Origin of the sequence: Variovorax paradoxus (assembly GCF_902712855.1) — a bacterium.
Taxonomy (GTDB): domain Bacteria; phylum Pseudomonadota; class Gammaproteobacteria; order Burkholderiales; family Burkholderiaceae_C; genus Variovorax; species Variovorax paradoxus_Q.
In genome coordinates this window covers 480280-498659 of the sequence record NZ_LR743507.1, presented here as the reverse complement: position 1 = coordinate 498659, position 18380 = coordinate 480280, and the positions used below count along the sequence as shown (strand labels likewise).

12 protein-coding genes are annotated in these 18380 nt (G+C 68.3%); 10 read left to right on the top strand and 2 right to left on the bottom strand.

Features of this window, described 5'->3' with window-relative positions; translation table 11 throughout:
• Positions 1-44: 44 nt before the first annotated feature.
• Entirely contained in the window at positions 45-458 is a 414-nt protein-coding gene (locus AACL56_RS02385) for a ribonuclease domain-containing protein (RefSeq protein ID WP_339088232.1), read from the bottom strand.
• Positions 459-638: 180 nt separating this feature from the next.
• A complete protein-coding gene (locus tag AACL56_RS02380; protein ID WP_339088231.1) occupies positions 639-2987 on the bottom strand; it encodes an NADP-dependent malic enzyme in 2349 nt (782 codons plus the stop codon).
• Positions 2988-3174: 187 nt separating this feature from the next.
• Between AACL56_RS02380 and AACL56_RS02375 the strand changes: the two genes are divergently transcribed.
• From AACL56_RS02375 to AACL56_RS02330, 10 genes are all read left to right on the top strand, one after another.
• Positions 3175-4224: an SPFH domain-containing protein gene (locus AACL56_RS02375; protein ID WP_093174593.1), complete on the top strand. Its 1050-nt coding sequence runs from the start codon at positions 3175-3177 to the stop codon at positions 4222-4224.
• A 153-nt stretch (positions 4225-4377) separates the two neighbouring features.
• Complete coding sequence (locus tag AACL56_RS02370; RefSeq protein WP_339088230.1) at positions 4378-5859, top strand: DUF4178 domain-containing protein; 1482 nt, start codon at positions 4378-4380, stop codon at positions 5857-5859.
• A gap of 69 nt (positions 5860-5928) precedes the next feature.
• The gene (locus AACL56_RS02365) at positions 5929-6147 is read left to right on the top strand and encodes a DUF350 domain-containing protein (RefSeq protein WP_093128864.1); all 219 of its coding nucleotides are present in this window, start codon (positions 5929-5931) and stop codon (positions 6145-6147) included.
• A 120-nt stretch (positions 6148-6267) separates the two neighbouring features.
• Positions 6268-7818: a polyamine aminopropyltransferase gene (locus tag AACL56_RS02360; protein ID WP_339088229.1), complete on the top strand. Its 1551-nt coding sequence runs from the start codon at positions 6268-6270 to the stop codon at positions 7816-7818.
• A gap of 240 nt (positions 7819-8058) precedes the next feature.
• Positions 8059-9696: an FAD-dependent oxidoreductase gene (locus AACL56_RS02355; RefSeq protein ID WP_339088228.1), complete on the top strand. Its 1638-nt coding sequence runs from the start codon at positions 8059-8061 to the stop codon at positions 9694-9696.
• Positions 9693-10826 carry a saccharopine dehydrogenase family protein gene (locus AACL56_RS02350; RefSeq protein WP_339088227.1) on the top strand — a complete coding sequence of 378 codons (1134 nt, stop codon included), beginning with the start codon at positions 9693-9695 and terminating at the stop codon, positions 10824-10826. The genes AACL56_RS02355 and AACL56_RS02350 overlap by 4 nt, the downstream gene beginning before the upstream one ends.
• Entirely contained in the window at positions 10807-11313 is a 507-nt protein-coding gene (locus AACL56_RS02345) for an SRPBCC family protein (protein ID WP_339088226.1), read from the top strand. Before AACL56_RS02350 ends, AACL56_RS02345 begins: the two co-directional genes overlap by 20 nt.
• On the top strand, positions 11310-11684 hold the full coding sequence (locus AACL56_RS02340; RefSeq protein ID WP_339088225.1) for a DoxX-like family protein: 375 nt from the start codon (positions 11310-11312) through the stop codon (positions 11682-11684). Before AACL56_RS02345 ends, AACL56_RS02340 begins: the two co-directional genes overlap by 4 nt.
• Positions 11681-12151 (top strand): DUF2269 family protein, encoded by a 471-nt coding sequence (locus AACL56_RS02335; protein WP_339088224.1) that lies wholly within the window; start codon positions 11681-11683, stop codon positions 12149-12151. Before AACL56_RS02340 ends, AACL56_RS02335 begins: the two co-directional genes overlap by 4 nt.
• A gap of 221 nt (positions 12152-12372) precedes the next feature.
• Positions 12373-18357, top strand: coding sequence for an alpha-2-macroglobulin (locus AACL56_RS02330; RefSeq protein ID WP_339088223.1), 5985 nt, complete (start codon positions 12373-12375; stop codon positions 18355-18357).
• Positions 18358-18380 lie beyond the last annotated feature (23 nt).

Sequence of the window (18380 nt, the reverse complement as noted above, 5' to 3'; positions counted from 1 at the left end):
TTCTTCGGGGCGCTTCGAGGCGCCACCCAGGTCGTTTTCATCGCTCATGGCGCAATCCGTCTGAAACTCGCGTAATGGTCTGCCGTGTACCAGCAGGCCTCGGGCGTGGTGCGTTGCTCACCGCCGCAAACGATCCGTTGTGCACCACGATTGCGCGCACCGGGCGTCGTCACCGTGTACTCGCGATAGTGACCACGCCGGGCCGGCGGCAGAAGGCGCTCGCGATTGCCGAAAACCGAGCCGTCCTTGTCGTACCGGAAGGGGCCGCCATTGAGGATGGCCTGGTAGGTTTGCTGGCCCTGCACCGGCAAGCTGGACAGTGCAACCGTTTCCTCGGCGGACGTTTTTCCTGCGCCGAACCATCCGCGGGCCTCGGCCCCCGTCGTCAACGCCGCCAGCAACAGGCTGGTAAGCGCAAACTTTGTGACAGAGGACGTGATCGAGGCGTAAGCCGCCATGGGGCACCACAAGAAAAGAGCGGGGTTCCGAATCGGCGATCAACCTCGGGGTTAACCCGCAAATTCAAGCCCGCGAGTGTGCACCACGCTGGAGAAAATAGCAAGCGACTGCCCAAAGTTTGAGCAGTCGCCAGCGAGGTGAATGGCGCTTTAAGTTGGCGGCCACTCTCGCCAAGCAGCCTATCGTTCGGCGTTTGCGTCAGCCACCGTCAAAGCTGTCATGTTCACGATGCGCCGAACGGTCGCGCTGGCCGTGAGAATGTGCACAGGTTTGGCCGCACCGAGCAGAACCGGGCCGATCGCGATGTTGCCGCCCGCCGCCGTCTTGAGCAGGTTGTACGAAATGTTGGCCGCGTCGATGTTCGGAAAAACCAACAGATTGGCGTCGCCCGCCAGCGCGCTGTGGGGCATGACGACCGCACGCTGCTTGCTGTCGAGCGCCACGTCGCCGTGCATCTCGCCGTCCACCTCGAGCCAGGGCGCCTGCACGCGCAGCAGGTCGAGCGTCTTGCGCATCTTGATGGCGCTGGGCTCGTTGCTGGTGCCGAAGTTCGAGTGAGACAGCAGCGCGGCCTTCGGCTTCAGGCCGAAACGCATCATCTCCTCGGCCGCCATGGTCGTGATCTCGGCCAGTTCCTCGGGCGAGGGGTCGTAGTTGACGTGCGTGTCGACCAGGAATACCTGGCGGTCGGGAAGCAGCAGCCCGTTCATGCAGGCATACACCGGCACGTCCTGCGGGGTGCTCTCGCAGCCGCCGGGGCGCTTGCCGATCACCTGGTCGATGTAGTGCAGGTGGATCAGCGTGGTGCCCCAGGTGCCGCAGATCATGCCGTCGACCTCGTCCTTGTGCAGCAGCATCGCGCCGATCAGCGTGAGGCGTCGGCGCATCTCGATCTTCGCGACCTGGGTGGTGATGCCCTTGCGCTCGGTCATGCGGTGGTAGGTCTGCCAGAAGTCGCGGTAGCGATGGTCCTGCTCGACGTTGACGATGTCGTAGTCGAGCTCTTCCTTCAGGCGCAGGCCGAACTTCTCGATGCGCTGGGCGATGATGGCCGGGCGGCCGATCAGCGTCGGGCGGGCGATGCCTTCGTCGACCACGATCTGCGCGGCGCGCAGCACGCGTTCTTCCTCGCCCTCGCAGTAGGCCACGCGCTTCTTGGCGGCGCGGCGCGCGGTCTCGAAGATCGGCTTCATCGTGGTGCCCGAGGCGTACACGAAGCTCTGCAGCTTGTCGCGGTAGGCGTCCATGTCCTTGATCGGACGCGTGGCCACGCCGCTTTCCTCGGCCGCCTTGGCCACCGCCGGCGCGATCTTCATCATCAGCCGCGGGTCGAAGGGCTTTGGAATCAGGTATTCGGGGCCGAAGGACAGCTTTTCACCGACGTAGGCTGCAGCCACGCGCTCGCTCTGCTCCGCCTGTGCCAGGTCGGCAATGGCGTGCACCGCCGCGATTTCCATCTCGTCGGTGATCGTGGTCGCGCCCGAGTCGAGCGCGCCGCGGAAGATGTACGGGAAGCACAGGACGTTGTTGACCTGGTTCGGGTAGTCGGTGCGGCCGGTGGCCATGATCACGTCGTCGCGCACCGCATGGGCGTCCTCGGGGGCGATCTCGGGGTTCGGGTTCGCCAGCGCGAAGATCACCGGGCGCTTGGCCATCTTGGCCACCATGGCGGGCTTGAGCACGCCGCCGGCCGACAGGCCCAGGAACACGTCGGCGCCCTCGATCACCTCGGAGAGCGTGCGCGCGTCGGTCTTCTGCATGAACTGGCGCTTGTCGTCGTCCATCAGCTCGGTGCGGCCTTCGTAGACCACGCCCGCCAGGTCGGTGACGAACACGTTCTCGCGCTTCAGGCCCACCTTGAGAAGCAGATTCAGGCAGGCCAGCGCCGCGGCGCCCGCGCCCGAGGCCACCAGCTTGACCTCTTCGATCTTCTTGCCGGCCACTTTCAGGCCATTGAGCATGGCGGCCGCCACCGTGATGGCCGTGCCGTGCTGGTCGTCGTGGAACACCGGGATCTTCATGCGCTTGCGCAGTTCGCGCTCCACGTAGAAGCAGTCCGGCGCCTTGATGTCTTCCAGGTTGATGGCGCCGAAGGTGGGCTCCAGCGCGGCAATCACTTCCACCAGCTTGACCGGATCCTTCTCGTCGATTTCGATGTCGAAGACGTCGACACCGGCGAACTTCTTGAACAGGACGCCCTTGCCTTCCATGACCGGCTTGGACGCCAACGGGCCGATGTCGCCCAGGCCCAGCACGGCGGTGCCGTTGCTGATGACCGCCACGAGGTTGCCGCGCGCCGTGTACTTGAAGGCGTTGGCCGGGTCCTTGACGATTTCCTCGCAGGGCGCGGCCACGCCGGGCGAGTAGGCCAGCGACAGATCGCGCTGGTTGACCATCTGCTTGGTCGCCGCGATGGCGACCTTGCCGGGAACGGGAAACTCGTGGTACTCGAGGGCGGCACGGCGCAGTTCAGCGCGTTTGTCTTCGGGCGTGGGAGTCGATGAGGTCGAGGGTGTCGAATCGGACATGTGCCGTAGCTCCTGGTGGCGCTTCTTCTGGGGGCGCCGATTGTAGACCTCGCCCTGCAAGCCTCCGCGCATGGGCCTACGCCGCATGGCCGGGCCTCCCATGACCAAAAGCACGGGTGCAGCGTCAAGTCGCTGTGGCAATATGCACAGTTCCGACAAAACCTGAAAAACCTCAAGAGGAGCGACCATGGCGCTGATGGATTTCATCAAGAAACAGTTCATCGACATCATCCAGTGGACGGAGACCGGCGACGGCACGCTGGCCTGGCGCTTCCCGATGGCGGAGATGGAAATCCAGAACGGCGCCTCGCTCACCGTTCGCGAATCCCAGGTGGCCGTCTTCGTCAACGAAGGCAAGGTGGCCGACGTGTTCGGCCCCGGCATGTACAAGCTCACGACGCAGACGCTGCCCGTGCTCACGTACCTGAAGAACTGGGACAAGCTCTTCGAGTCCCCCTTCAAGAGCGACGTCTACTTCTTCAGCACCCGCCAGCAGGTCGACCAGAAGTGGGGCACGCCCCAGCCGATCACGATCCGCGACAAGGACTTCGGCGCGGTGCGCCTGCGGGCCTTCGGCAACTACAGCTTCCGCATCGGCGACGCCAAGGCGTTCCACACCGAGATCTCGGGCACGCGCGACATCTACAGCGTGGCCGACCTCGACGGCCAGCTGCGCGGCCTGGTGCTGCAGAACATCAGCAACGCCATCGCTTCCAGCGGCGTGCCCTTCCTCGACCTGGCGGCCAACCAGATCCAGTTCGCGCAGGCGCTCGCCGCACAACTGGTGCCCGAGTTCGAGAAGATCGGCATCAAGCTCGAGAACATCACGGTCCAGAACGTCTCGCTGCCCGAAGAGCTGCAGAAGATCCTCGACCAGAAGATCGGCATGGGCATGGTCGGCAACGACATGGGCAAGTTCATGCAGTACCAGACGGCGCAGGCGATCCCGAAGTTCGCCGAGGGCGCGGCCAACGGCGGCGGCATCGCAGGCGACGCGATGGGCCTGGGCGCGGGCGTGGCGCTCGGCCAGGTGCTGGCGCAGAACCTCGCCCAGGGCCTGAGCCCCAATGCGGCCGCGCAGGCCGCGGCGACGCAGCAGCAGCCGGCCGTGGCCGTGGTGAGCCCCACCGACGTCATGACCACGCTCGAGAAGCTCGGCGAACTCAAGACCAAGGGCATCCTCACGCAGGAAGAGTTCGACGCCAAGAAGGCCGAACTGCTGAAGAAGCTGGTCTAACCCCGGCACTGGTCCAACCCCCAGGCTTCGCGCACTTCGTGTCGCTTCTCCTACCCCCTTGCAGGGGGCAACACCTACGGCCCGGCGAAGCCGGTTCCGTGGTGTTTCCCGAAGCTGCATCCGTGGTTGCAGCCAGCGATTTCCTGAGCCGCCATGGCTGAGGAAACCGGCAACCAACGCTACTACCGCGCGCCCTGCCCCGGCTGCGGCGCGCCGGTCGAATTCCGCTCGGCGCAATCGACGCACGCGGTCTGCCCCTACTGCCAGAGCACGGTCGTGCGCCAGGGCGACACGCTCGCGCGCACCGGCAAGATGGCCGAGCTGTTCGACGACTTCAGCCCGCTGCAACTGTTCGCCACCGGCCGCATCCAGGACAAGCCCTTCACGCTGATCGGCCGGCTGCAGTACACCTATCCCGGCGGACGCTGGACCGAATGGATCGCCTCGCTCGACGGCGACCGCACCGGCGTGCTCAGCGAGGACAACGGCGCCTACGTTTTCGCGCTGCCGTTCGACATCCAGCGCGATGCGCCGCCGTCGGTCGACCTGCGCGTGGGCGCCACCACGGCCTTCGCTGGCCAGGGCTACACCGTCACCTCCAACGAGCAGGTGTCGCTGACCTCGGCGCAGGGCGAACTGCCGCACCTGCCCGAGCTCGGCAAGCCGTTCGGGATGGTCGAGCTGCGCAACGACAAGGGGCTGGTGCTAAGCCTCGACTACGGTACGCATCCGCCCACTGCCTACCTCGGCCGCTCGGTGCAGCTGGAAGACCTGCAGCTCGCGGGCCTGCGCGACGAGTCCGCCAAGGACGAGAAGGGCCGCGGCTTCAACTGCCCGAACTGCGGCTCGCCCATCACCGTCAACCTGGCCGACAGCAAGAGCATCACCTGCCGCTCGTGCAACAGCATCATCGACCTGTCGCATGGCATCGGCGGCGAGCTCAGGCACGCCACTCAGAGCGAGCCGGTGCGCCCGCTCATCGCGCTGGGCGCCATGGGCCAGCTGCAGGGCGTGCAGTGGCAGGTGGTCGGCTTCCAGCACCGCATGGGCAGCGAGCCCGGCGACGACGAGCAGTTCGGCTGGGACGAATACCTGCTCTACAACAAGAAGCGCGGGTTCAGCTTCCTGGTAGATGCCGAAGACGGCTGGAGCATGGTCAAGCCGACCACCGGCGCGCCGGTGATGGCCGAGAACGGCAGCAGCGCAACGTACCTCAACAAGCGCTACCAGCAGCAGTACGCCTACAACGCCGAGACCACCTACGTGGCGGGCGAGTTCTACTGGCAGGTCGAGCGCGGGCAGAAGACGTTCAACCGCGACTTCGCCAGCGGCCCCGCGCTGCTGTCGATGGAGCGCTCGGCCAACGAACTGACCTGGTCTTCGGGCACCAAGATCGACAGCGGCGCCGTGGCCACCGCCTTCAAGCTCGACGCCAAGAAGGACATGTTCAAGCGCGCCGATGCGCTGCCGGTGAGCGCCGCCTCGGGGCTGGGCTGCGGCACGATCATCATCATCGTCATCGTCATCATCTTCCTGCTGATCATCCTGAGCACCTGCAGCGGCGGCTCGTCCGGCGGATCGCGCAGCTCGGGCGGCTCGTATGGCGGTTACTCGAGTGGCGGCGGCCACAAATGACGGCGAAGATGTCCGCCGCATACCTCGCTTTTCTCGCGATGTCTTTCACTACTACGACTGGAGGTCCCCATGGGATTTGAATGGCTGAAACCGGGCGTGGTCCTCGGATCGCTCGTGTACGCGCTGATCGGCGTGATCATCTTCTGGCTCTGCTTCCTGATCATCGACAAGATCACGCCGTACGACCTGTGGGGCGAGATCGTCGAGAAGCAGAACGTGGCGCTGGGACTGGTGGTTGCCGCGATGAGCCTGGGCATCAGCATCATCGTGGCTGCCGCGATCCACTAGCCTGCGGCCTTGCACCTCGCTTCGCTTCGTGTCGCGCGCCACCCCCGGGGGGTGAGGCGCGGTCCGCCCCGGGGCGGACCGGCGGGGACCATCCGCCCGCCGCTCGCGACCGCCTGACCCATGGAAATTTCAAGCAACGCGGCGTTGCCGCCCAAGGGGCCGCAACCCGTAGAGATCGCGCTGCTCGCCAGCGTGTTCGTGGTCGCCGCCTGCGGCCTGGTCTACGAACTGAGCGCGGCCGCGCTCAGCAGCTACCTGCTCGGCGACTCGGTGCTGCAGTTCAGCACCATCATCGGCACCTACCTGTTCGCCATGGGCGTGGGCTCGTGGCTCTCGCGCTACTTCGAGCGGCAGCTGCCCGCGCATTTCCTGCGCATCGAACTGCTGGTGGCGCTCATCGGCGGGGCGCTACCGGCCATCCTGTTCCTGGCCAACGCCTATGTGCCCAGCGCCTTCCGCCTGCTGCTGTACGGGCTGGTGATGGTCGTGGGCACGCTGGTGGGCCTGGAGATCCCGCTGGTGATGCGCATCCTGAAGCGCAACATCGTGCTCAAGAACCTGGTGTCGCAGGTGCTCACCTTCGACTACCTCGGCGCGCTCGCGGTGTCGGTGGCGTTCCCGCTCATCCTGGTGCCGCAGCTCGGCATGATCCGCACCGGCCTGCTGTTCGGCTTCATGAACGCGGCCGTGGCCGTGTGGGCGCTGTGGCTGTTCCGCCATGAACTGCGCCGCGTCGGCGCCCACGCGATGGCCTGCTTCCTAGCGCTGGCCGCGCTGGTCGCGGCCTTCGCGTGGGCCGACCACATCACGACGCTGGCGGAAGACAAGTTCTACCAGGACCGCATCGTCTTCAGCGCCACCTCGCCCTACCAGCGCATCGTGGTCACGCGCGGGCTGCTCGGCCACCGGCTGTTCCTCAACGGCAACCTGCAGTTCGCCGAGCGCGACGAGTACCGCTACCACGAGGCGCTCGTGCACCCGGTGATGGCCGCGCAGGGCGCGCCCAGGAAAGTGGCCGTGCTCGGCGGCGGCGACGGCATGGCGGTGCGCGAGATCCTCAAGTACCCGTCGGTCGAGTCGGTCACGCTGGTGGAGCTCGACCCGAACATGACGAAGCTCTTCACCGACCACGAGACCCTGGCCGCGCTCAACGGCCATTCGCTGTCGTCGCCGAAGGTGAAGATCGTCAACACCGACGCGTTCCAGTGGCTGCAGCAGCCGGGCGACATGTTCGACGTGATCGTGGTCGACTTTCCGGACCCGACCAATTTCGCCATCGGCAAGCTCTACACCAACAGCTTCTATTCGCTGCTCGAGAAGCGCCTGTCGGCCAGCGGCTATGCCGTGATCCAGACCACCTCGCCGCTGGTGGCGCGCAAGAGCTACTGGACCGTGGCGACCACCATCGAGTCGGTCGGCCTCACGGCCACGCCGTACCACGCGCATGTGCCGAGCTTCGGCGAATGGGGCTACATCATCGCGAGCCGCCGGCCATACCGCATGCCCGACGCGCTGCCGGCGGGCCTGCGCTTTCTCTCGCCTTCCACGTTGCCGCTGATGTTCGACTTCCCGCTCGACATGGCGCGCCTGCCGACGGAAGTGAACCGCCTGTCGAACCAGACGCTTGTCACCACTTACGAACAGGAGTGGGGCAAGGTCATGGCTCATTGAAGATGGCTCGCCCCCAGGCTTCGCGCACTTCGTGTCGCTTCTCCTACCCCCTACCGGGGGCAACACCTGAGGCCCGGCAGAGCCGGTTCCTCGGTGTTTCTGGCTCGCCCCCAGGATGCGCGGCACTTCGTGTCCGCTTCTCCTTCCCCCTACCGGGGGCAACACCTAAGGCCCGGCAGAGCCGGTTCCTCGGTGTTTCTGGAACAGGCTACGCTGCGCGGGCGGTGGGGAACTGACGACATGAGGCGGCGCGGTTTCCTGGGAACGGTGGGTGCGGCAGGAGCGCTGGCGCTGGCGGGTTGCGAGGCGCCGCCGCCCATCGAGGGCGGCTTCACCGGGATCGATGTGGCGCGCGGCCATGCGATGCGCGACGGCGCGCTGCGGAGCGCGGCGCCTGCGACGGTGAAGCGCGCGCGCGTGGTCATCGCGGGGGGCGGTGTGGCGGGGCTGGGCGCTGCGCGGGCGCTGCGGCTAGCGGGTGTCGACGACTTCGCGCTGCTCGAACTCGAGGACACGGCCGGCGGCAATGCGCGCGGCGGCATGGTCAACGGCATTGCGTGTCCGCTCGGCGCGCACTACCTGCCGGTGCCCGGCGACGATGCGCGCGAGGTGCAGGACCTGCTGGAAGAACTCGGCCTGCGCCGCCGCGTGGCGGGCCTCTGGGAATACGACGAGGTCACGCTTTGCCACAGCCCTCAGGAGCGGCTGTTCTTCCACGGCGAATGGCAGGACGGGCTGCTGCCGGTGCACGGCGTGGGCGAAGCGACGCTCGCGCAGTACCGCAAGTTCGCGCAGCGCATCGACGCGCTGCAGCACGCGGCGCACTTCGCGATTCCCACGCTCAAGGTTGCGGTCACGCCCGAGCTGCTGGCGCTCGACGCGATCACGTTCGCCGGCTGGCTCGACAGCGAAGGCTTCACCGACGCGCAGCTGCGCTGGTATCTCGACTACTGCTGCCGCGACGACTACGGCGCCGGCATCGCGCAGGTGTCGGCCTGGGCCGGCATCCATTACTTCGCGAGCCGTCACGGCTTCCACGCGCCCGGCGACCCGAGTGGCAGCGTGAACGACGCCAGCCCGGAGCGCGACGGCATCCTCACCTGGCCCGAGGGCAACGGCTGGCTCACGAAGCAGCTCGCCAGGCCGCTCGGCGAGCGGCTGCACACCGGCCAGGTCGTCACCCGCATCGCCGAGGTGCGCGGCGGCGTCGAGGTCGACGCATGGGACGCGGCCACGAAGTCGCTGGTGCGCTGGCTGGCCGATCGCTGCATCGTCGCGCTGCCGGTGTTCATTGCCGCGCGCGTGGTGCAGAACCCGCCAGAGGTGCTGAAGACCGCCGCCGCGCAGGTGCGCTACGCGCCCTGGCTGGTTGCCAATGTGCACCTGCGCGCTCCGCTGGCCGACCGCGCCGGCGCGGCGCCGAGCTGGGACAACGTGATCTACGGCACGCGCGGCCTCGGCTACGTCGATGCGCGCCACCAGTCGCTCGACCCGACGCCGCGCGGCACCGTGCTCAGCTGGTATCGCCCGCTGGGCCCGAGCGGCTACGACACGGCCGACGGCCGCAAGCTGCTGCTCGAGCGTCCGTGGACCGGCTGGCGCGACGAGCTGCTGGCCGAGCTGTCGGTGCCGCACCCCGACCTGCCCGCGCTGGCCACGCGCATCGACATCACGCGCTACGGGCATGCGATGTCGATTCCGCATCCCGGCCTGCTCGCGCAGATCGGCCCGCAGCGCACCGCACCCGATGGCGCGCACCGCGGCAGCGTGGTCGCGGGACGCCTGTCGTTCGCGCACGCCGACTGGTCGGGCTACTCCATCTTCGAGGAGGCCTTCACGCGCGGGCACGTGGCGGGAACGGACGCCGCAGCCGCATGACGAAGACGCTGGTGCTCGGCGGCTACGGCAACTTCGGCGCACGCATCTGCCGCGCCCTTGCCACAGACCCCGGCATCGAGCTGCTGGTGGCGGGGCGCGATGCGCAGCGCGCGGAGGCATTCGCCGCGTCGGTCGGCGGCAACGCGCGTGGCGTGCGCATCGACGCGCAGGCGCCGGGCTTCGCCGGCACCCTGCGCGAACTCGGTGCGGAATTGGTGGTCCACACGGCCGGCCCTTTCCAGCGCCAGGACTACCGCGTGCCCGAAGCGGTGGCGGCAGCCGGCGCGCACTACATCGACCTGGCGGACGGCCGGCGCTTCGTGTGCGACTTTCCGGCGGCGCTCGACGGTGCCTTTCGCGCGGCCGGCCGCACGGCGGTGAGCGGTGCCAGCACCGTGCCTGCGCTGTCGTCCGCGGTGGTCGACCATCTTTCGGCCGGCTGGCAAGGCGTCCGCAGCATCGACATCTGCATCGCGCCGGCACAGGGCGCGCCGCGCGGCGTGGCCACGCTGGCCGGCGTGCTGGCCTACTGCGGCGAGCCGATCCGCGTCTGGCAAGCCGGCCGGTGGGTCGAGATGCCCGGCTGGGCCGACCCGGTCAAGGTCGAGTTCGCGCGCATGAAGCCGCGTCGCGGCGCGCTATGCGACATCCCCGACCTCGAGCTGTTTCCTGCGCGCCATGCCGGCGTGCAGTCGGTCATGTTCCGCGCCGCGCTCGAAGTCGGGCTGACGCAACGCGCCTTCGCGTTCCTCGCGCTGCTGCGCCGCGTCGGCCTGCTGCCGTCGCCGCAGAAGCTTGCGCCGCTGCTGCACGCGGCGGGCGGCGTGTTCGATGCGTTCGGCAGCGCGCTCGGCGGCATGGTGGTGCGCGTGGAAGGCACCGATGCGCAGGGCCGGCCGGCGCGCCGTGCCTGGCACATCGCGGCCGACGACAACCACGGCCCCGAGATTCCCTGCATGGTCGCCATCCTGCTGGCGCGACGCATCGCGCGCGGCGAGCCCCTGCCGGCCGGTGCGCACGCCTGCGCCGGCCTGCTCGCGCTGGACGAGTTCGCGCCCGAGTTCGCGCGCTGGGGCATGGTGACCGATGTGACCGTCGAAGACCCGAGCCATGGCCCATCGCCGGTTTGAGTTCGACATGCCCGCGCCGTCGGACGTGGTGTTCGACGCTTTCCACCATCACGTCTGGCGCGCCCGCTGGGACTCGCTGGTCGGCAACGCGCGCGTGGTGGGCGGTGCGCCCTGCCCGTACGTCGGCGCGGAAACCGAGAACACCGGCGGTGGCCTGCTGCGCGGCCTGTCGATGCGCACGCGCTTCGTCACCTTCGATCGGCCGCACGTGGCCGCCGCGCACATGATCGGCCGCTCGTTTCCCTTCAGCCGCTGGGCCGCGTCCATGCGGCACCGCGACACGGCACCGGGCCGTTCGGTCCTCATCTATGTCTACACGATCGAATCGGGGCCGCGTGCGTTGCGCTGGCTGATGGAGCCCGTCGTGGCGCGCATCTTCATGCGGCAGACGCAGCGCCGGTTCGCGCGCATGCAGGCGTTCCTGGCCACGAACGCGCACGAAGTGGTCGAGTGGCAACGCAACCGGCAAGAGGGCGGCGCGGCATGACGCGCACCGGCGACGACCGCCTGCTGCGCTGGAGCCTGGTCGCCGTCTGGGTGCTCACCGCCGTCGCCAGCCTCGTCGAGCTGAACGGGCAGAGCCGCGAGGTGCTGGCCGCGGCGGGCATCGCGTCGCCGCCGTGGCTGGTGCAGGGCCTGATCGTCGGCGGCGCCGCGGCGGACCTGGCCGTCGGCCTCGCGCTGTGGCGCTGGCCGGGCCGGACCAGCTACGCCGCGGCCCTCGCGCTGATGGCCGTCATGACGCTCGTGGCCACCGTGCTGCAGCCGGGCCTGTGGCTGCACCCGCTCGGCCCGCTGCTCAAGAACCTGCCCATCGCCGCCCTGCTCTGGCACCTCTACCGACGCGCCGCGCCATGAACACCTACCTCGTCCTCAAGTGGCTGCACATCGTCTCCAGCGTGCTCATGGTCGGCACGGGGCTGGGGTCGGCGTTCTACATGTTCTTCGCCAACCGCAGCGGCAGCGTGCCCGCGCAGGCGGTGGTCAGCCGGCTGGTGGTGCGCGCCGACTGGTGGTTCACCACGCCGACCGTCATCCTGCAGCCGGCCACGGGCTTCGCGCTGGCGCACATGGCGGGCTGGCCGATGTCCACGCCGTGGCTCGCCGTGTCGCTCGCGCTGTTCGTGTTCGCGGGCATCTGCTGGCTGCCGGTGGTGTGGCTGCAGATCCGCATGGCCGCAATGGCTGCGCAGGCGCACCGGGACGCCGCGCCGCTGCCGCCGCTCTATGCGCGCTACCAGCGGTATTGGGAGCTGCTCGGGTACCCGGCGTTCGTTGCGATGGTCGTGGTGTTCTACCTGATGGTGAACAAGCCGCAGATCTGAGATGGCCGTGGCCAAGGCTGCGCTCGCGCCGACGGAGGACATCCGCGCACGCCACCTGAGAGCTGCCTGCCAGACAGATCCGATGTGCGGTTTTCACGAAGACTTCACACGCAGCGCCAGCGCTTCACAGACGGTCCGCACACTCGCGGACGCCAACAAAAACACAGTGGGGAGCATCCATGCTTCAAGTCGCCAACCGAAAACTCGCGTCACTCAGTGACGTGCTCTTCACCGGACTGGGCCGTGCGCTCGGCTTCCTGCGTCCGGTGGCCCGCGGGCTCATCGGTTCCTGGCGACCCCCTGGCTGGTTGCGCATCGCCGGTACATTCCTGTTGCTGGGCCTGCAGTGGCTGCAGCAGCGGCTGGTCTGGGTGCTGCTGCTCCTGCTGCTCGCGGCGGCCGGCTGGATGGCCAGCCCGCAGTTGCTGAAGTGGTGGCACGGCCTCACGCCCGATCGCGTGGAGCCCGTCGTCGCCACCGCGAAGACCGAGCCGCCGCAGCGCACGCAGATCGAACTCGACAAGGGCCCCAACCCCTTCGTCATCAACTTCTCGGCCTCGGTGGCGCCCATCGCGCGCATCGGGCAGGAAGCCGCCGGCGTCAGCATCGAGCCGGCCATCGCGGGCCGCTGGACCTGGACCCAGCAGAACCGCCTGGAGTTCCTGCCCGCGCAAGACTGGCCCGTCGGCCAGCCGTACAAGGTGCAACTCTCGGGCAATGCACTTGCGCCGCACATCGAGATGGCGCAGCGAAAGTACGAGTTCACCTCGCCGGCCTTCACTGCGCAGATCGCCGCGGCCGAGTTCTACCAGGACCCGGTTCAGGCCAACGTGCGCCGGGCCCTGTTCCAGGTGCGGTTCTCGCATCCGGTGAATACGGCCGAGTTCGAGAAGCGGCTGGTGCTCACCTACGACCAGGCCTGCAGCACCTCGTTCTTCAGCGTGGGCAAGTGCGCGAGCGAGAAGTTCACCGTCAGCTACGACAAGCTGCGCCTCAACGCCACGCTGCAGTCCGAGCCGCTGGCCATTCCCGAGAAGACCCGGCCGGTGGTGCTGAGCCTTGCAGCCGGCGCCGTCGCGCAGAAGGGTGGCCCGGCGCAGCGCACCGACGCCTCGCGCGCGGTCGACATCCCCGGCCTGTTCAGCCTCGACATCGCGAGCGTCGAGCCCACCATCGTCACCGGCGAGAACGGCGAGCCCGAGCACGTGGTGCACGTCACCGCCTCGATGCCGGTGCACGAGCGCGAAATGGCGCGCGTGGTGCAGGCCTGGCTGCTGCCCGCGACGGAGGAAGCCAAGGGCAACAAGGACGACAGCGACGAGAAGTTCGACTGGTCGGCCGACCCCTCCAAGGTGACCGACGCCGTGCTGCGCCGCGCGAAGAAGATCAACCTGCAGCCCATCGCCAGCGAGCGCGAGGTGAGCGACATGGTGAGCTTCCGCATGCCCCAGGCCGAAGGCGGGCGCTACCTGCTGGTGCGCATCGCCAAGGGCCTGAAGACGCCGGGCGGCTACCAGCTCGGTGCCGCGCGGCAGAACGTGATGCTGCTGAAAACCTTTGCGCCCGAGCTCACCATCATGAGCCAGGGCTCGCTGCTCGCGCTGTCGGGCGAGCGCAAGCTGCCCGTTCTCGTGCGCGACCTGCCCGGCATCCGGATGGAGATCGGCCGCCTGCTGCCGCAGCAGCTGCAGCACCTGGTGACGCAGACCAGCGGCGACTTCGCGCATCCGCAGTTCTACGGCGGCCTCACGTCCGACGACCTGGTCGACCGCTTCCAGAAGGAGATTCCGCTCAGCATCCCCGCCGGCAAGGCGCATTACGAAACCGTCGACTTCGCCGAGTACCTGCGCAGCGACGTGGCCGACCGCCGCGGCGTGTTCCTGCTGAAGGTGCAGGGCTACGACCCCAGCGCGAAGAAGAAGCCGCAAGGCAATGCCGGGGAAGGCCAGTCCGAAGAGGAGCAGCAGGAGCAGTCGTCCGGCGATGAGGACAACGCGGACGGCAATGCCGAAGGCGCCAATCCCGAGCAGCAGGTCGACCAGCGCCTGGTGCTGGTCACCGACCTGGGCATCGTGGCCAAGAAGTCGCTCGACGGCACGCGCGACGTGTTCGTGCAGAGCATCGCTACCGGCCAGCCCGTGGCCGGTGCGCTGGTCGAGGTGTGGGGCCGCAACGGCATGATCGTCGCGTCGCAGGCCACCGATGCAACCGGTGCGGCCAAGCTGCCCAACCTGGCCGGCTACCAGCGCGAGAAGACGCCGGTTGTGCTCGTGGTGCGCAAGGACGGCGACCTGAGCTTCCTGCCCTTCAACCGCAACGACCGCACGCTGGACATCTCGCGCTTCGACGTCGGCGGCCTGCGCGCGGCCGGCGTGCCGAACCAGATGACGGCCTACGTGTTCAGCGATCGCGGCATCTACCGTCCCGGCGACACGATGCACATCGCGATGATGGTGAAGGCCGGCAACTGGGGCACCTCGCTGCGCGACCTGCCGCTGGAGACCGAGATCCTCGACGCGCGCGGCCTCAGCGTGCGCCGCGAGAAGCTCAAGCTCGGCCCCGGCGGCGCGGCGGAGATCGCCCACACCACGCAGGACACCTCGCCCACCGGCAACTACACGGTCAATCTCTACCTGCCGCGCGAGTCGTCGCCCGGCGCGCCCGAGGTCGAGGGCCTGCTGATCGGCAGCACCACGGTGAAGGTGCAGGAGTTCCTGCCGGACCGCACCAAGGTGATCGCCAAGCTCAGCAGCGAGGCCGCCGAAGGCTGGGTCAAGCCCAAGGACCTGAAGGCGCTCGTCGACGTGCAGAACCTGTTCGGCACGCCCGCGCCCGACCGCAAGGTCGAAGGCACGCTCACGCTGAGCCCCGGCTTCCCGGTGTTCCGCGCGTTCACCGACTACGCCTTCTTCGATCCGCAGCGCGCCGCCGAGAAACAGGTCGACGACCTGGGCAGCGTGCAAACGAGTTCCGAGGGCAAGGCCGAGTTCGACCTGCGCCTGTCGCGCTTCGACGCGGCCACCTACCAGGTGCATGTGCTGGCCAAGGCCTTCGAGCCCGAGGGCGGGCGCAGCGTGTCGGCCGAGGCGCAGACGCTGGTGAGCGACATGCCCTATCTCGTGGGCGTGAAGGTCGACGGCGACACCAGCTACGTGAGCAAGGGCGCCGCGCGCAACGCCACCGTGATCGCCATCGACCCGCAGGCGAAGAAGACGGCCGTGGCCGATCTGAAGATCGAACGCGTCGAGCGCAAGGTGCTGTCGGTGCTGGTGAAGCAGGACAACGGCCTGTACCGCTACGAGTCGCGCAGGAAGGAAGTGGTGCTCGACGAGAAGCCCTTCGCCATCGCCGCGGCAGGCAACACCGTGGCGCTGGACACCGGCGCGCCGGGCAACTTCGCCTACGTGGTGCGCAACGGGCAGGGAGTGGAGCTCAACCGCGTGGAATACAGCGTGGCGGGCAACGCCAACGTGTCGCGCTCGCTCGACCGCAACGCCGAGCTGCAGCTCACGCTCGACCGCAAGGACTACGAGCCGGGCCAGGAGATCGCGGTGAGCATCCGCGCGCCGTACGTCGGCGCGGGCCTCATCACCATCGAGCGCGACAAGGTCTACGCGCATGCGTGGTTCAAGACCGACAAGACCGCCTCGGTGCAGAAGATCACCCTGCCCAAGGGCTTCGAAGGCACGGGCTACATCAACGTGCACTTCGTGCGTGACCCGGCCTCCGACGAGGTCTACATGAGCCCGCTGTCTTACGGCGTCGTGCCGTTCGCCACCGCGCTCACGCAGCGCACCGCCAACCTGCAGCTCACCAGCAGCGAACTGGTGAAGCCGGGGCAGACCGTGAAGATGAAGCTCACCAGCGACAAGCCCACGCGCGCCGTGGTGTTCGCGGTGGATGAAGGCATCCTGCAGGTGGCGCGCTACAAGACGCCCGACCCGCTGAAGCACTTCTTCCAGAAGCGCGCGCTCGAGGTGGGCACCTTGCAGACGCTCGACCTGATCCTGCCGGAGTTCAAGAAGCTCATGCAGGGGGCCGCGCCGGGCGGTGACGGCGAAGGCGAGCTCGGCAAGCACCTGAACCCGTTCAAGCGCAAGCGCGACAAGCCGGTGGCCTACTGGTCGGGGTTGGTCGACGTGAACGGCAGCCGCGAGTTCAGCTACACCGTGCCCGAGAGCTTCAACGGCAGCCTGCGCGTGATGGCCGTGGCCGTGAACGACGAGGCCACCGCCGCCAAGAGCACCCGCACCGTGGTGCGCGGCGACATGGTGATACTGCCGAACGCGCCGCTGGCCATGGCGCCCGGCGACACCGTGGAGGTGGGCGTGGGCCTGGCCAACAACATCGTGGGCTCGGGCAAGGAGGCGCCGATCGCGCTCACGCTCACCGCATCCGGCGGGCTCGAGGTGGTGGGCGAGGCCACGCAGACGCTGAAGGTCAACGAGCGCGGCGAGGCCAGTACCCGGTTCAACGTGAGCGCCAAGCCTGGCGCCGAAGCCGTGCTCGGTTCATCCGCGCTGGTCTTCACCTCGACGCACAAGAACTTCAGCGCGCGCCTTTCCACCGAAGTGAGCGTGCGGCCCGCGTCGCCGTTCGTCACGCTGGTGCAGGCCGGCAGCTTCCAGCGCGCGGGAGAGCTGGCCAGCAAGGCCGACCTGTACCCGAACTTCCGCCAGAGCGATGTGGCCGTGTCGGCCGCGCCGTGGGCGTTCGCCACCGGGCTCATGCAGTACCTGGAGGCCTATCCGCACGGCTGTACCGAGCAGATCACCAGCCAGGCCTTCCCGGCGGTGCTGCTCGCGGGCCGGCCCGAGCTGATGAGGGAAATGGCGCGCGGGCGCACGGCCGAGCAGGGCCCGCTGCCCGAGTCGCGCAAGACCTTCGAGCGCTACCTCGTGCAGCTGCGCGCGCGGCAGACGGCCGACGGCGGCTTCTCGCTGTGGCCCGGCGCGGGCACCGATGCCTTCGCCACGCTGTACGCGGTGCACCTGCTGGTCGAGGCCAAGGACCACAAGCTGCCCGTGCCCCAAGACCTGCTGCAGAAGGCCGACACCTACCTGCAGGGCTGGCTCGGCAGCGGCGACACCACGCTCGACGGCTGGCGCCAGCGCACGCAGGCGGCCTACCTGCTGACGCGCCAGGGCATCGTCGCGCCGGCCGCGCTCGCCAACCTGCGAGAAGCCTGGCGCACGAAGAAATCGCAAGGCTGGAACGACGACCTCGGTGCCGTCTATCTCGCCGCGAGCTACCAGCTCGTGAAGCAGGAGCAGGTGGCCAACGAGCTGCTCGATCCGGTGTGGAGCGACCTGCTCGCACGCACCGAGAAGAAGCAGCGCCGCAACGTGTGGGGCGCCTACTACGACCCGCTGGTGCACGACAGCATGACACTGCACCTGGTGGGCCGCCACTTTCCTGCGCGGCTGAAGACGCTGAAGCCCGCGGTGTGGGAAGGCATGGCCGCGATGGTGCGCGACGGCTGGTACAACAGCCTGTCGTCGGCCTCGATGCTGCTGGCGGTCGATTCGTACTTCGAGGCCGTCGGGCAGAACGCCGAAGGCAAGCTCACGGCGAGCGCCATCGACGCACAGGGCCAGGCCGCCGCACTTGCGCTGGGCTCGGTGAACCCGATCGCGCGCGCCGCCGTGCCGGCCGGCACCGCGAAGCTCAAGCTGTCGAACGACAGCGACTTCAACCTCTACTACAGCTGGGCCGAACAGGGCTTCGAGCGTAACGTGTCTCCCACGCCGGTGAACCAGGGCATGGAGATCTCCCACGAGGTGTTCGACGCCAAGGGCAACCCGGTTACCAAGGTGAAGCTCGGCGAGGAGGTCACGGTGCGGGTGCGCGTGCGCAGCCTGGAGCGCGCGCAACTCAACGGCGTGGCGCTGGTCGACGTCCTGCCCGGCGGGCTGGAGCCGGTGCTGAACGCCGTGGGCGACGACGACGATGCCGATGCCGACGCGCCCATCTGGAAGAAGCGCCTGGGTGGCGGCGGTTCGTGGAAGGTGCAGTACGCCGACATCCGCGAGGATCGCGTGGTGTTCTACGGCGGCGTCGGCAAGGACCTGCTCGAGGTGACGTACAAGGCGCGCGCCACCAACGTGGGCGACTACGTGGTGCCGGCGGCGTACGGCGAAGCGATGTACGACCGCCGCGTGTTCTCGCGTTCGGCGGGTGCGCGCTTTCAGGTGGTGGCGAATTGACCGCGACAACGGCGCGCGTTGCC